Genomic DNA, 14,916 nt, shown 5'->3' on the forward strand with positions numbered 1-14,916 from the left:
ATAATAAAACAAGGAGCAGTATCTATGAAAGCAACTCTTAAAAGCTTACGTGAAACCAAAGCCAATCCAGCCGTTAGTATTTTTGTCAAAACGCATCGTGAGCATCCTGATAATCAAAAAGATCCTATCTCTTTAAAAAACCAATTAAAAGTTGTCGAAGAACGCTTAAATAATGAATATGATAAGCGTACCGCGACCACTATCTTAGAAAATATTCAAAATAAAACCAATGAGCTTAATCATAACTATAACCTAGATACCTTGGCTATATTTGCCAGTACCGATGATGTGCAAATCGTTCGTATGCCTATTGATACGAAAGAACGAGTAATTATCTCTGATAGATTTGCGACGCGTGATTTGGTTCGCGATATGGCGAGTGCCGTTCATTATTATACGGTGGTATTGACGCGTGATAAGGCACGTCTAATTGAAGCATCTAACGATCGTGTGGTGAGAGAATTTGATCAGCAGGCGGATGCGCAAAACAATATGGAAAACATTCCCTTTCCTATTGAAAATAATGGTCTATATACGACTGGTGATGCAGGCTCTGATCGTTCAGCGAATAATGAAAGTAGTTATCTAAAAGAGTTCTTTAACCAAGTAGATAAAAGTGTGCAAGAGTTATGGGGCGAGCATAAAATGCCGCTAGTAGTCGTGGGTGATGCAAAAAATATCGGTTACTATAAAGATGTTTGTGACCGTCCAGAAAATATTATTGCCACCGTCTCAAACGCCACAAACTTAGAAGAAGGTAGCGCCCAGCATATTGTTGATAGTGTGCAAGAAGCGGTAGAAGGCTATCGCTCGTCGTTACATCAAGCTGCTATGGGCGAGATTGACAAAGCGCGCGGTGCAAATATGCTGCAGACAGATTTACAAGAAGTCTATCGCAGTGCTTTCCAAGGCGTTGGCGAAACCTTATATGTCCGTCGCGGTTATATGCAACCTGCCAAAATCGATGAAAAAGCGCAGACATTAAGTATGGCAGATGATGCGACAGCAGAAGGCATAACTGATGACGCCGTTGGCGAAATCATCGAACATGTCATCCATAATGGCGGTAAAGCTGTATTTATGCCGCAGGATCTTATGGGTGAAGATCAGCCAATTGCTCTAGTGACGCGCTATTAATCGGTTGCTGATATTTTAATGGATTAGCCAGCGTCACAATATAGGTATAATATAAGAGCATTGGTTCGCACGAATCAATGCTCTTTTTCATTGAATGTAGGCTTAATTTTATCTTATTATTTAACGATGACGATAAGTATTTAATAAAGTGCTACTCACTCTAATTCTATAAATACTGAGTTTATAACTGATAAATTTATGACTAATACCACCTCTTTTGTTTTAACCAGCTACAACATTCATAAAGGCATGTCGCCGATGAATCGCCAAGTCAAGATACAGGGTATCGCTCAAGCGCTTGATATCATTGGCTCAGACATACTTTGTCTACAAGAAGTGCAGGGTCAAAACCTCAAGCGCAATATGCAATATAACGAATACCCTGACCAATCTCAGCATGAATGGTTTGGGGAGTATCTACAATTGCAAAATAGCTACGGTAAAAACTCAGAGTATGAAAATGGTCATCATGGCAATGCGGTGCTGAGTCGCTTTCCGCTAGATCCAAAGCATAACGTCAATATCACCGTTAATAAGCTTGAGCAGCGCGGTGTCTTGCACTGTGAAGTGCAGCCGCTAGGTTGGGAGATGCCGGTAGTGGTGTTATGTGCTCATTTAAACCTCTTCGAGCGCGACCGCATCAAGCAATACGAAGCCATCTCCAATTATGTGCGTAATGAGATTGGGCCCGACCAGCCACTGATTTTGGCGGGTGACTTTAATGACTGGAAAAAAATGTCTTGTGACAGACTTGCATCGAGCTTAGGCATGACCGAAGCCTTTAAACATTGCCATGGCAAATTACTGCCAACTTTCCCCGCAAAGCTACCTGTGCTGAGTTTAGACCGTATCTATGTGCGCAATCTAAGGGTAAAAGATGCTTGGGTACATACTGGCAAGCCTTGGTCAACGCTGTCAGATCATTTGCCACTTAGTGCAGAGTTGGCATTGCTATAAATTAATAAATAAAAAATTAACCAAAGAATAGATATTAGAATAATACAAGGATGATAAGTCATGTCTGATAAACAACTACCAACGACACAACACGCCGTACTAATACGCGAGTTTGGCGAACCTGAAGTCATGATATATCAAGACGGTGTGGCTATTCCTAAATTAACGGATAACCAAGTATTAGTAAAAATCGCTTATGCCGGCATCAATCCCGTCGATTACAAAACCCGTCAAGGTAAAGGTTGGGGCGCTGAGGCGATTCAAAAAGATAAATTTAATAAAAACGAGCCTGCTATTTTAGGCTGTGATGTTGCTGGTATCGTCGTTAAAAGTAATAGTGATAAGTTTGCAATCGGTGAGCAAGTCGCGGCACTGACCTTTGACGGTGGCGGTTATGCAGAGTATGTTGCGGTCGATGCTAATCTACTGGCAAAAATTCCTCAGGCGCTGACATTAGAGCAAGCAGGCGCACTACCTTGTATTGGACAAACGGCGCTGCAATTTGTCGAGTTTTCTGATATTAAAAACGGTGAGCATGTTGTTATCAATGCGCCAGCCGGCGGCGTTGGGCATTTAGCCATTCAGCTATTGATGGATAAAGTGACGCAAGATAATGTAAAAGTAACCGTTATTTGCTCACCCGAGAAATATGCCAAACTTGACGATTTAATAGATAAAAGTAAGCTGGCAGGTTGGATTGATTATACCAAAGATGATACTTTTCGTGACTTACAAGCCGATGTGCTACTGGACTTGGTCGGTGATGATGCGGGTGTAAGCGCGCTAAGCGTCATCAAGTCTGGTGGCCGCGTCAATGTCTTACCAACGATTTGGGTTGATAAACTGCAAGCAGCGGGTAGCGAGAAGAACTTAAAGGTGGCAGGTTATAAAGCGCAGCGTAGTGGGGAAGATATGGCACGGGTTTTACAGCTTGTTGCCGATGGCAAGTTGACTCTGCAAATTCAGCAGACCTATCCATTGTCTGAAGTAGTGGCTGCACACCGCGAGCTAGAAAAAGGCGATACCTTTGGTAAGATTGTACTAAGAACAAGCTAAGCCAAACTTAATTAATTTAATGCCATTTGTCTAAAGGTTAGGCTGATACGCCCTTCATCGACTGTTTTGGTTTTAGTGATGCTATGCTTCCAATATTTTTGCGTATCGCCATGCATGACGATAAGCTGACCGGACTCAAGATAAAGCTCAACTTTGTCTTGAGTTTTTTTATGCCTAAAAACAAATTTTCGCGTGGCACCAAGTGACAAGGAGGCGATAATAGGCTGATCGCCAAGCTCTTTTTCATCATCCGCATGATAGCCCATACCCTCATCGCCAGATGGATAGTAATTAAGCAAACAAGAATTAAAGTTAGCATGGATACCGATTTTTAATAATTGCTGCTCGACATGATGTTTCACATGAAACACTGAATCTGTCCATGAAATCGCTTGACGTGTGTGCCCGGAATATTGATAACTGGCATCACTATCGCCCATCCATACTATTTGGCGAGTCGTGATATGCGTCTTGCCAAATAAGGTAACGATATCAGATTGCCAAGGCAGCGTTGTTAACAAGGCATAATATAAGGCGCTCGGATAATCGATAACGATACCTAAATCATTTACTTTGCCATCGTAAGGCAATAAGTTATCAGTCGGCGTGGGCGCAAAAAGGTCAGTCATAGCTCACATCGCTCAGCTTATTTACTGTTTTTATAATGTTCATTGATAATCTGCGCACATAATTCAGGCGCTTCCATCGGTAATAGATGACCGTAATCTGGCAAGGAGATAACACTGCCATCAGGGACAAATTTTTGCCATTGTTTGCGTACTTTATCATTGATAAATAAAGTCGGTTTGCCTGTGATAAGGGTATAAGGACAGCTAAGTTTTTTTAGTGCAGCATCGATATGAGGCGCACCAAAATAGTTAGCAAGCTCTTGCTCGGGGGCGAACATCAAGCTATAGCTTCCCTCATTATTGGCAGCCAAGCTTTGCTCAGCAAACACTCGTAAGTGTTCATTGCTGATACGCTTATAAGCCCGTTGCGCGCGTAAGCTCTTGTAGTAATCATCGACGCTTACCCAAGTAGCTTGTTTAGTCAGGGTGCTTTTAAACGGCTCACGGCTTAGCAAAAATTGACGCGGCAGCATGTTATAAAGGGTCGCTTGCTTTTTAGTAAAGGTCACAGGCTCGATAAGGTATAGCTGTGAGAACAAGTCAGGGCGTTTGACAGCTGCCATGGCGGTAGCAGTTGCGCCTTGCGAATGTCCAATACCCACGATAGGAGCATCTTGAGTTTTTTCTAAAAACTTAATAAGTATATCGGCATCTTGTTCGCGGGTCAGGCGCGGCGCTTGTGGTTTGTCATACCAGTAGCCACGTAGCGCCAACGCAGATAAGTCAAAGCTAGTGGCCAGCGCATTTAATAAAGGTGCATAAGTACCAACGGTAAAACTATTGCCGCCATAAAAATGGGCAGACTGGCGTTTAGGAAGGCCTGATTTTTTTGACAGATTGAGCTGCTGTAAGTCATAATAGCGTGCTTGTTTGCCATCGATATCGATACGCTTGGTAAATACTTCCATAAAAATAACACTTCCTTGTGATGATTTCTTTTGAACCTTTATTATTAAATTCTAGTATTAACTTTTATCATTGAATTGTTATTAGCTGTCTTCGCCCAAGAAGCCACCACTTTGACGATGCCATAAACGGGCATAAACGCCATTTAACGCCAATAACTCATCATGACTGCCTTGCTCAATGATATGACCTTTATCCATGACCACCAGTCTATCAAGCGCAGCAATGGTCGATAATCTATGGGCAATCGCAATAACGGTTTTGCCAGTCATAATGTCGTTTAAGCTTTCGGTAATGGCAAACTCAATCTCAGAATCAAGCGCACTGGTCGCCTCATCCAATAACAAAATCGGCGCATTTTTGAGCATGACGCGTGAGATAGCGATGCGCTGACGTTGACCGCCAGAGAGCTTAACGCCGCGCTCGCCGACTTGGGTATCAAGACCGGTATTGCCTTTATCATCATACAAGCCTTCGATAAAGTCCCATGCTTGGGCTTGCTTGGCAGCCGTAATGATTTCCTCATCGGTTGCGTCAGGACGACCGTAGGCGATGTTTTCACGGACGGTACGATGTAATAAAGAGGTATCTTGGGTGACCATACCGATTTGCTGACGTAAAGACTCTTGGGTCACTTCATCAATCGCTTGCCCATCGATATAGACTTTACCTTTATCAACATCAAAAAAGCGCAGAAGTAAATTGACCAAGGTGGATTTACCCGCACCCGAACGCCCAACCAGACCAATTTTTTCACCCGGTTTGATATCTAAGTAAAAATTATCTAGTAGGTTGGCGTATGAGGTTCCCGCAGCATAATCAATACTATCCTCAGTAACATTATCAAGACGTTTGGCTAATTTATGCGTATTTAATCCTGTATCATCGTCTTCGCTCTCATAACTAAAATCAACATGATCAAAGACAATACGACCATCAGTGACTGTGAGTGCGGGCGCGTTTGGTTTATCAACGATGGTTTGCGGTGCCGATAAAGTGCGCATGCCGTCTTGGACGGTACCGATACTTTCAAACAAGCTGGCGGTTTGCCACATAATCCATTGCGTGAGACCGTTTAAACGCAGTGCCATCGCCGTCGCGGCGGCAATTGCCCCAACCCCAATTGCGCCTTGCTGCCATAAATAGAGGCTGATACCGGCTGTCGAGCTGACCAAAATGACACTAATTAAATGGGTCGAGACTTCTAAATAACTGACCCAGCGCATCTGTGCATGGACAGTACCCAAAAATTGTCCCATAGCGTTTTTGGCATAACCAAGCTCACGGCGCGAATGACTAAATAGCTTAACGGTCATGATATTGGCGTAAGCGTCGGTTATACGTCCCGTCATCAAAGCGCGGGCATCGGCTTGTACAATCGCCGTTTGTTTTAGTTTAGGGATAAAGTACCACATCGCCAGCCAAACTAAGACAAACCAAGCGATAAATGGGATTAATAACAAGCTGTCTAAATTAAATAAAATCACGCCGGTAGTAATAAAGTAGACAGCGACATACATAAACATGTCAGTGACCGTCATCACGGTATCACGCACCGCCAATGCCGTTTGCATCACCTTAGCAGAAACGCGACCAGAAAATTCATCTTGATAAAACTGCATCGATTGCCCAAGCATGCGCTGATGAAAACGCCAGCGCATTTGCATAGGAAAAACGCCTTGCAAGGTTTGAAAATGAATAAACGATGAAAAGGCAATCCAGAGTGGACTGACAATCATCACGGCTAGCATCAATAGCAGCATATCGCCTTTTTCTGTCCACAGATTTTGCGGGGTATAAACGCCAAGCCAATCGACAATATTTCCAATCCACGCAAATAGCATGGCCTCATAGATGCCGATACCGGCAGACAAAATCATAAACAGCAATAGCCAACCACGTAGACCTTTGGTACAGGCCCACAAAAACTTTAGCATGCCATCACTTGGGGATGGCAGCGGCATAGGCGTATCAGGAAAGGCGGGCAATCGAGTTTCGAAAAAACGAAATAGAGCATTCATAGGCAGTGATAAAGCATCAATAGCAGTACGCCAAGATAAGTACGATAACGTACTTTCTTGAATCTTTACTTTTGTGATTAGGATTGGCTGTTATTTTAACAAACTTCGCTTTAATGGCTGCATGCTAATTGTAAGCTGAAGAGTATCGCTTATACTCAACTCTAGCTTACTCACTGCATGGGTAGTTTCACCAATCCTTTATGACCTTATCAGTAATAAATAACCAAAATTAAATCACCTGTAAGATAAATAGATTGCCGCATAAGAAATACTTTGTTACATTCTATGATTTCGTTGTATTTAGCAACGTGGACAGCAAAACCATTTAAGGCCTAAGAAGTAACAGAATATAAGATAAAGGTAATACTGATAGCAGTGTGAAATGTCCATAATAGACCCGCCATAGTGTAATTTAACAAGGATGACGTTAATGATGTATCTAATGATAGCGGTGCTATGTAGCGTCGCTGTTTCCGTACTTTTAAAAATATTGCGCCAAAAAAATATCGATATTCGCCAAACCATCGTGGCAGGATATCCTGTGGCATTTTTACTGACTTGGGTGTTATTAAAACCAGGTGTTAGTAACATTGGCGCACTTGGGCATGCATGGGGCATCATTATTGCGCTTGGGGTGTTATTGCCGGCGGTGTTTATTATTCTTGGGCGCGCGATTGAATCGGTCGGTATGGTCGCAACCGATGCCGCCCAGCGCTTATCGCTTATAATTCCTATAGTTGCCGCTTTTTTACTATTCGGCGAAGTACTGACAGGCACACGCATACTTGGGCTAGCCTTAGGGTTCTTAGCACTCGGCGCTTTGGTCTATCGTCCGCAACACGGGCTCATAAATACCCAAGCAAAGCAGACGCCGCTGTGGTTATTTGGCGTTTGGCTAGGCTATGGCGTTATTGATATCTTGTTTAAACAAGTTGCCAAGCAAGGCGCGGCCTTTCCTTTAACCTTGTTTGTGACGTTTGGGTTGGCAGGTTTGCTGCTGCTCGTTTACTTACTCATCACGCGCGTACGCTGGCAGGTTAATGCACTTAGCGCAGGGCTATTACTTGGGGCGCTAAATATGGGCAATATTTATGCTTATGTGCGTGCCCATCAAGTATTGTCTGAGTCGCCCAGTATCGTCTTTACGGGTATGAATGTCGGTGTGATTGCGGTGGCAACGTTGATAGGCGTCGGCGTGTTTAAAGAGTCGCTTAACCGTATCAATATCGTCGGTTTATTATTGGCAGTTTGCTGTGTGGCGGTATTATTTTTGGCTTAACTTCGAGCATTTAAATTAGTAAAATTTTAACTGATCAACGATAGGCACACGGCATATCCTATGTTAAGGTTATTTATAGTCAAGATCATGTTAGCTGCGAGCTGATTTATTATAATAATGTTTGACTCTTATTAATTAGGATAGGATAACTACTCAATGGAATACGAAAAACAATTACAGCGTATAAAAAATGGTTCAGGTTTTATCGCTGCCCTTGATCAAAGCGGTGGCAGCACGCCAAAAGCGCTAGAAAATTACGGCGTTAGCGGCGATGCTTATGATAATGATAATGATGAAGCGATGTTTGACCTAGTACATGAGATGCGCGCGCGTATCATGACTTGTAATGCTTTTGATAATGAGCGTGTGCTTGGGGCGATTTTATTTGAAGATACCATGGAGCGCGAGGTTAATGGCAAGCCGACGGCTAACTATCTATGGGAAGATAAAAATATCGTACCGTTCTTAAAAGTAGATAAGGGTTTGGCTGAGCACATGAATGGTGTGCAAGTGATGCGCCCGATATCAAATTTAGACTTGTTATTAGATAAAGCAAAAAACTATCCGGTATTTGGCACCAAGATGCGCTCAGTGATTTACGAGCCAAGTGTCGATGGTATTGAGCTTGTGGTGCAGCAGCAGTTTGATGTGGCAAAGCAGATTATCTCCAAAGGTTTGATGCCTATCGTTGAACCTGAAGTAGATATCAACAGTAGCAAAAAACATGACTGCGAAATCATTCTTAAAACCAGTATTTTGCACAATCTTGAGCGTTTAAACAACGACCAGCAAGTGATGCTAAAACTGACCTTGCCAGAAGAAGAAGGCTTCTATCAAGAACTTATCGATCATCCTAAAGTATTAAAAGTGGTGGCACTATCGGGTGGTTATAGTCGTCATGATGCCTGTGAAAAGCTTAAACAAAACCCTGGTATGATTGCCAGTTTCTCACGTGCCTTTACTGAAGGCTTGAGTAAGCAACAGAGCGATGAAGAATTTGCTGCGACTATTAACGCTTCTATTGAAGAGATTTATGAGGCATCGAAGATTTAATACAGTCTGTTAAACGTCATCTGTTATTGCCATCAGTTATTGCCATCAGTTATTCGTTCATAAAAAAAGCGCTACTCATGAGTAGCGCTTTTTTGTGAGCTAAAGATGAAGGGTAATGCTGAGCGGTCAGACCTCTTTATATAACCGACGTCCTTCCCTATGATATTTTTCAGTCATCTCTGCCATACCTTTATGAATCTCATCGAGACTGGCCTCACCCACTTGACCGACAAGCTTAGTATCCACTTCTTTAATCAGATGACCTGCATGGGTTAAATCGCCCGCTTGCGGCGTGACTTGTTTATTAGCGGCATCTTTATCCAATCCCGCGGCATATTCACGCACGTTTTGGGTGATTTTCATGGAGCAAAACTTTGGTCCACACATTGAGCAAAAGTGTGCCGATTTGTGCGCGTCTTTTGGTAGGGTCTCATCATGATATTCACGCGCGGTATCAGGGTCAAGTGCCAGATTAAACTGATCATCCCAGCGGAACTCAAAACGGGCCTTGGATAAGGCATTATCACGTGCCTGCGCACCTGGATGACCCTTAGCAAGGTCAGCAGCGTGAGCAGCTATCTTATACGTAATGATGCCGTCTTTGACATCCTTTTTATTGGGCAAACCGAGATGCTCTTTTGGCGTGACATAACAAAGCATAGCAGTACCGAACCAGCCAATCATTGCGGCACCAATAGCACTGGTGATATGGTCATAACCGGGGGCGATATCGGTGGTTAAAGGACCCAAGGTATAAAAAGGTGCGTCGGCACATAGCTCCAGTTGCAAGTCCATGTTTTCTTTAATGCGGTTCATCGCTACGTGCCCAGGGCCTTCAATCATCACTTGTACATCATGCTTCCAAGCGACTTTTGTTAGCTCACCAAGTGTACGTAGCTCGCCGAATTGTGCTTCGTCATTAGCATCTTGTAAACAACCAGGGCGCAGACCATCACCTAGACTAAACGCCACATCATACTGCTTCATAATTTCGCAGATATCTTCAAAGTGGGTGTATAAAAAGCTTTCTTTATGATGAGCGAGACACCACTGCGCCATGATAGAGCCGCCACGTGAGACGATACCCGTCAAGCGCTCAGCAGTGAGCGGTACATAACGTAATAGTACACCGGCGTGAATAGTAAAGTAATCGACGCCTTGTTCGGCTTGCTCGATAAGCGTATCGCGGAATATCTCCCAAGTTAGGTCTTCTGCGACGCCATTGACTTTTTCAAGCGCTTGATAAATCGGTACCGTACCGATTGGTACTGGCGAGTTACGAATCAACCATTCACGGGTTTCATGGATATGATTACCCGTGGATAAATCCATAATGGTATCCGCACCCCAACGCGTTGCCCATGTCATCTTTGATACTTCTTCATCGATAGAAGAGCCGAGTGCTGAATTCCCAATATTGGCATTGATTTTTACTAAGAAATTGCGGCCAATAATCATCGGTTCGGATTCAGGATGATTGATGTTATTTGGGATAATTGCGCGTCCAGCAGCCACTTCATCACGCACAAATTCAGGAGTGATAATTTTCGGCGTATTGGCACCAAAGCTTTCGCCTTCGTGTTGGCGCATATCGGTCAGCTTATGCTGCTTTTGCGTTTCACGAATAGCGATATACTCCATCTCAGGGGTAATAATACCGCGGCGCGCATAATACATTTGTGTGATATTTTTGCCTTCTTTCGCGCGGTGCGGCTTATCAATATGAGCAAATCTTAAGTTAGCGGTACTGATGTCGCGGGCGCGAGCTTGTCCGTAAGAACTTGATAAACCATCTAACTGTTCAGTATCACCGCGCTCAGCTATCCAACCTTCACGCAATTTAGGCAAACCTTTGGTCAAGTCAATGTCGACATTGGGATCGGTATAAACGCCTGAGGTGTCATAGACATAAAATGGGGGATTGTGCTCGCCTTCATTAGCGCCAGCACCGCCAACAGGGGTGTCTGCTAGGCTAATCTCACGCATCGGCACTTGAATATCGGGTCTAGAGCCTTCGATATAGACTTTTCTAGAAGCGGGTAGTACACGATGTAAGTCGCGGGCGTCTTCTTCAAAACGCGCATCATTTGCCGTACGGTGGGCAGGCGTCTTTAGCGCGTCGGCTTTTTTGTCAGAAGTTTTAGTAACAGGAGTCGATGTGGTTGGTGTCATGTTCATATGCTGTCCTAGCGTGTTGGTTTTTGAATAAAAGCAACACCGCCAGTAGCTGCGGGGCAAGACTATGCAATACGGACAAATTCAATCATCAAACGCCTGCACTGCTATCAAATTAAAATTTCATTGAAACTCAATCTAATACAGTTTTTTAGATGGTTGGTAGGCGCAACTTTTTATTGATTGCCGTACAGCAGCGTAAAAACGCTGTCAAAGATAAGCTGTCGGCGATAATAAAAAGGCATTTCTGCGCGCCCTTTGTACAGTTGTAACATAGGCTTAAGACTTCCCTGCGTCGGTACTAACCGCATCAGGTTCGGCGGGTGATCTCTCAGCGAATGTATTAAAAAGCTTATAAAGTAAGCTTGTCATACACCGCACCCCGAGTCTGTCAGTGTTGTAAATCAGTCTCATACTAACAAACTATAAGGGTGCTGCCTAGTCATTTGCCGTTTGTTAGTTGAGATGCAATCGTGGTACTTTTGAGTTAAATACTGTCTTTCTAATCCACGATAATCGTTATCAATATTATTTTTCTGGTGTCCAGCCCTGCGCACGCTCATAGTCTTCGTTATCTAAGAATTTATCACGTTGTTCGGTTAAGAACTTTTTGGCTTCTGGGTCTAGCATGCTTAGATGGTTTTCATTAATCAGCATGGTTTGCTGCTCAAGCCACTCTTTCCAAGCTTTATCAGAGACGGTTTCTTGCAGCTCTTGACCTTTTTTATTAGGAAAAGGCGGATGCGGCATTTTTGGTAATTCTTGTTTATATTTGCGGCAAAAAACGGTATTAGCTTGTGGGTTAAAAGTTTCGGTCATGAATGACTCCTGATTTATAATGATTTTTTAATGATGCTAAGGATAAATGAGATTGCCTAATACTGTACCTGATTCTGCTCAAAAAAACACCCGCAACAATGGCGGGCATTTTTAATGGTAGCAATCTACTGTTATTAAGCGGTTGTTAAGCAAATACTTCCAAGCGATTACGACCACGGCTAATCGCTTTTTTCACTTGATTTGGCGCGGTGCCACCTAAATGGTCACGCGCTGCTAACGAGCCTTCTAGCGTTAGATACTCAAAGACATCATCACCAATCGCATCGCTAAATTGCTGCAATTGCGCTAAAGACAAGTCGCTTAGATCAACGCCTTCTTTAATACCTAAAGCGACGGCATTGCCAACGACTTCATGAGCATCACGGAATGCAACGCCATTGCGTACTAAGTAATCAGCCAAATCAGTCGCTGTTGCATAGCCTTTCATGGTAGCAGCGCGCATATTTTCTTTATTTGGCGTGATGTTCGGTAGCATATCAGCAAATGCTAATAGCGAACCCGTTAAGGTATCGACGCAATCAAATAGCGGCTCTTTGTCTTCTTGGTTGTCTTTATTATAAGCAAGCGGCTGACTTTTCATCAGGCTTAATAATGTCATCAATTGGCCAAAGACACGCGCCGCTTTACCGCGTACCAGTTCTGGTACATCAGGGTTTTTCTTTTGCGGCATAATAGATGAGCCAGTACAAAAACGATCTGGAATCTGCACAAAGTTAAATTGTGCAGACATCCACAGGATAATCTCTTCGCTCATGCGTGACATATGCATCATTAAAATAGAGGCCGCTGAGGTAAACTCAATGGCAAAATCTCGGTCTGATACGGCGTCTAAAGAGTTTTGGCAAATACCTTCAAAACCTAGCAATTTGGCAGTGATATTACGATCGATTGGGAAGGTCGTGCCAGCAAGGGCGGCACTACCAAGCGGCATCTGATTGATACGGCGACGGGCATCGACAAGACGCTCTGTATCGCGGTATAACATCTCAAACCATGCCATTACGTGATGACCAAAGCTCACGGGCTGCGCGGTTTGCAAATGGGTAAAACCTGGCATAATCGTGTCCGTATGCTGCTCAGCCAAATCGAGCAAGCCGCTCTGCAAACGTACCAATAGCGCGATGATATTATCCGTTTCTTCACGCAACCACAGACGAATATCGGTTGCAACCTGATCGTTACGGCTACGGCCAGTATGCAGTTTTTTACCTACCGCGCCGACAATATCTGTCAGGCGTGATTCGACGTTCATGTGTACGTCCTCTAACGCAATAGACCAGTTAAACTCGCCCGCTTCAATCTCACGTAACACTTGCTGTAAGCCATCGATAATGGTCGCAACGTCGTCAGCGCTTAAGATACCACACTCTTTAAGCATGGTGGCGTGCGCAATCGAGCCTTGAATATCATGACGGGCAAAGCGCTGGTCAAAACCGACAGAAGCAGTAAAGGCGGCGACAAAACTGTCCGTCGCCTCACTAAAGCGACCACCCCACATCTGCTGTCCCTGACTACTTGTAGGGCTGTGCGCTGCAGCAGTATTTGTTAGAGAAGCTTCTGTGCTAGAATCAGAAACAGCTGGATTTTTATTTGAATCGGGATTACTAATATTTGAAGAGTTGGCGTTCATATCGGTACAAGACAAGTCAAGAGAATAAGAACTCAAGTATAGCAAATGATGAGGTTGCCTTACTAGCGGAGCGCTTAGAGTTTTTTATGCCCAAGCTCATGGAAATTATGAAGCCTTGGCAATGGCTGTTGGCAATCTTTTTTTGGTCGCTGTTTGTGGCTATAGTGGATCGCCATAGTGTGGCCAATGAATCCCAATTTATCATCAAATTTATAGCGAGGTTTATCCAGACCAGTTTAACCTTACTACCTTCTTTTTATCTGATAGATTATCTGCGCCCTATCTTTAAGCGTTTAAGCGTATCAAGGGCCAGCATGTATGTGCTGCTCATCTTAACGAGTGCTACCGCAGTGACCATGATGTTAGTCCTGTTGATTATGATAAATTGTGGTTGGTTTGCTTATAGTATTCCCGTGTTTATCTCAACGGTTGTTTTTAATGTCGTCATTAGCGCGGGCTTTACGGTTGCCGCTTTACTGATTTTTTTACGGCGCTACCGTGAGATGAATGCGCTTAAACAATCGTTTGAGCAAAAACTGCGCGCCCAAAACGATGTGTTAAAAGCCCGTCTGGCACCGCATTTCTTTTTTAATACCATCAATACGTTAATGTCACTGATTGAATCTGACCCAGTTCGCGCTGCTGATTTACTGCAGCACGTTTCAGCGTTATTTCGTGCCAGTTTTAATGGGGCGCGTGAGATTAGTTTTGAGGAAGAGATTGCCCTTTGCGAGCATTATTTGGCCATTGAATCTATTCGCTTGGCAGATAAATTGGTCATAAGCTGGCAGCTACCTGACGAAGATGTGATGTATGACATGGTCATTACCGCGCTAACGCTGCAAAGCGTGATTGAAAAAATGCTGCTTAACGTGGTTGAGATGACCACCGAAACCATTTATATCGATATTAAAGTTACTTGGCTGCAGCATCGCGTCGAAATTGCGATTAGCGTGCAGCTGCCTAAAAAAACCTTAATGATTAACCACGACTTGCGTCAACACATGGATTTTTATATTCAGGCCGAACGCCTGCGTGCTTATTTTGGCGAAAGTGCCGATATCCAAAGTAGTATTACGAGTAAACAAATTCTTACTATTATTCATTACCCGCTACAAGATGTCAGTTTATAATTCTTTCTTTAAAAGCGTTTCATTTGGTGGTTAATCGTCAACCGTTAATACTAACTGTTAACGTGGCATATTTATTGCACCGCTTAGTTGTGTTGGTCAC

General features: G+C 43.6%; 12 protein-coding genes and 1 riboswitch. Of the genes, 6 read left to right on the forward strand and 6 right to left on the reverse strand.

What is annotated here, in order from left to right; genetic code table 11:
- The first annotated feature begins 24 nt into the window (after positions 1-24).
- From JMX13_RS06760 to JMX13_RS06770, 3 genes are all read left to right on the forward strand, one after another.
- A complete protein-coding gene (locus JMX13_RS06760; protein ID WP_201611367.1) occupies positions 25-1,137 on the forward strand; it encodes a hypothetical protein in 1,113 nt (370 codons plus the stop codon).
- Between the two features lie 198 nt (positions 1,138-1,335).
- Positions 1,336-2,094 carry an endonuclease/exonuclease/phosphatase family protein gene (locus JMX13_RS06765; RefSeq protein WP_201545208.1) on the forward strand — a complete coding sequence of 253 codons (759 nt, stop codon included), beginning with the start codon at positions 1,336-1,338 and terminating at the stop codon, positions 2,092-2,094.
- A gap of 60 nt (positions 2,095-2,154) precedes the next feature.
- Complete coding sequence (locus JMX13_RS06770; RefSeq protein WP_201611369.1) at positions 2,155-3,150, forward strand: NADP-dependent oxidoreductase; 996 nt, start codon at positions 2,155-2,157, stop codon at positions 3,148-3,150.
- Between the two features lie 11 nt (positions 3,151-3,161).
- On the opposite strand, the gene JMX13_RS06775 is transcribed toward JMX13_RS06770, so the two are convergent.
- The 3 genes from JMX13_RS06775 to JMX13_RS06785 form a co-directional block, all read right to left on the reverse strand.
- Positions 3,162-3,779: an alpha-ketoglutarate-dependent dioxygenase AlkB family protein gene (locus tag JMX13_RS06775; RefSeq protein WP_201611371.1), complete on the reverse strand. Its 618-nt coding sequence runs from the start codon at positions 3,777-3,779 to the stop codon at positions 3,162-3,164.
- A gap of 17 nt (positions 3,780-3,796) precedes the next feature.
- Positions 3,797-4,687 carry an alpha/beta fold hydrolase gene (locus tag JMX13_RS06780; RefSeq protein WP_201611373.1) on the reverse strand — a complete coding sequence of 297 codons (891 nt, stop codon included), beginning with the start codon at positions 4,685-4,687 and terminating at the stop codon, positions 3,797-3,799.
- An 81-nt stretch (positions 4,688-4,768) separates the two neighbouring features.
- The gene (locus JMX13_RS06785; protein ID WP_201611375.1) at positions 4,769-6,706 is read right to left on the reverse strand and encodes an ABC transporter ATP-binding protein; all 1,938 of its coding nucleotides are present in this window, start codon (positions 6,704-6,706) and stop codon (positions 4,769-4,771) included.
- Between the two features lie 430 nt (positions 6,707-7,136).
- On the opposite strand from JMX13_RS06785, the gene JMX13_RS06790 reads away from it, so the two are divergent.
- Both JMX13_RS06790 and JMX13_RS06795 read left to right on the forward strand, forming a co-directional pair.
- Positions 7,137-7,985: an EamA/RhaT family transporter gene (locus JMX13_RS06790; RefSeq protein ID WP_201611377.1), complete on the forward strand. Its 849-nt coding sequence runs from the start codon at positions 7,137-7,139 to the stop codon at positions 7,983-7,985.
- A gap of 156 nt (positions 7,986-8,141) precedes the next feature.
- Entirely contained in the window at positions 8,142-9,038 is an 897-nt protein-coding gene (locus JMX13_RS06795) for a fructose bisphosphate aldolase (protein ID WP_201611386.1), read from the forward strand.
- A 126-nt stretch (positions 9,039-9,164) separates the two neighbouring features.
- Here JMX13_RS06795 and thiC read toward each other — a convergent pair whose 3' ends face one another.
- The 3 genes from thiC to argH all read right to left on the reverse strand — a co-directional run bounded on the left by thiC (position 9,165) and on the right by argH (position 13,551).
- On the reverse strand, positions 9,165-11,210 hold the full coding sequence (gene thiC, locus JMX13_RS06800) for a phosphomethylpyrimidine synthase ThiC (RefSeq protein ID WP_201611486.1): 2,046 nt from the start codon (positions 11,208-11,210) through the stop codon (positions 9,165-9,167).
- Between the two features lie 273 nt (positions 11,211-11,483).
- Positions 11,484-11,608: riboswitch (TPP riboswitch) on the reverse strand.
- A 133-nt stretch (positions 11,609-11,741) separates the two neighbouring features.
- Positions 11,742-12,032, reverse strand: coding sequence for an oxidative damage protection protein (locus JMX13_RS06805; protein WP_201545221.1), 291 nt, complete (start codon positions 12,030-12,032; stop codon positions 11,742-11,744).
- Between the two features lie 145 nt (positions 12,033-12,177).
- Positions 12,178-13,551: an argininosuccinate lyase gene (argH, locus tag JMX13_RS06810; protein WP_201611488.1), complete on the reverse strand. Its 1,374-nt coding sequence runs from the start codon at positions 13,549-13,551 to the stop codon at positions 12,178-12,180.
- Positions 13,552-13,769: 218 nt separating this feature from the next.
- On the opposite strand from argH, the gene JMX13_RS06815 reads away from it, so the two are divergent.
- Entirely contained in the window at positions 13,770-14,816 is a 1,047-nt protein-coding gene (locus JMX13_RS06815; RefSeq protein WP_227686239.1) for a sensor histidine kinase, read from the forward strand.
- Positions 14,817-14,916: the final 100 nt, after the last annotated feature.

This window comes from Psychrobacter immobilis (assembly GCF_904846285.1).
Classification (GTDB): Bacteria; Pseudomonadota; Gammaproteobacteria; order Pseudomonadales; family Moraxellaceae; genus Psychrobacter; species Psychrobacter immobilis_D.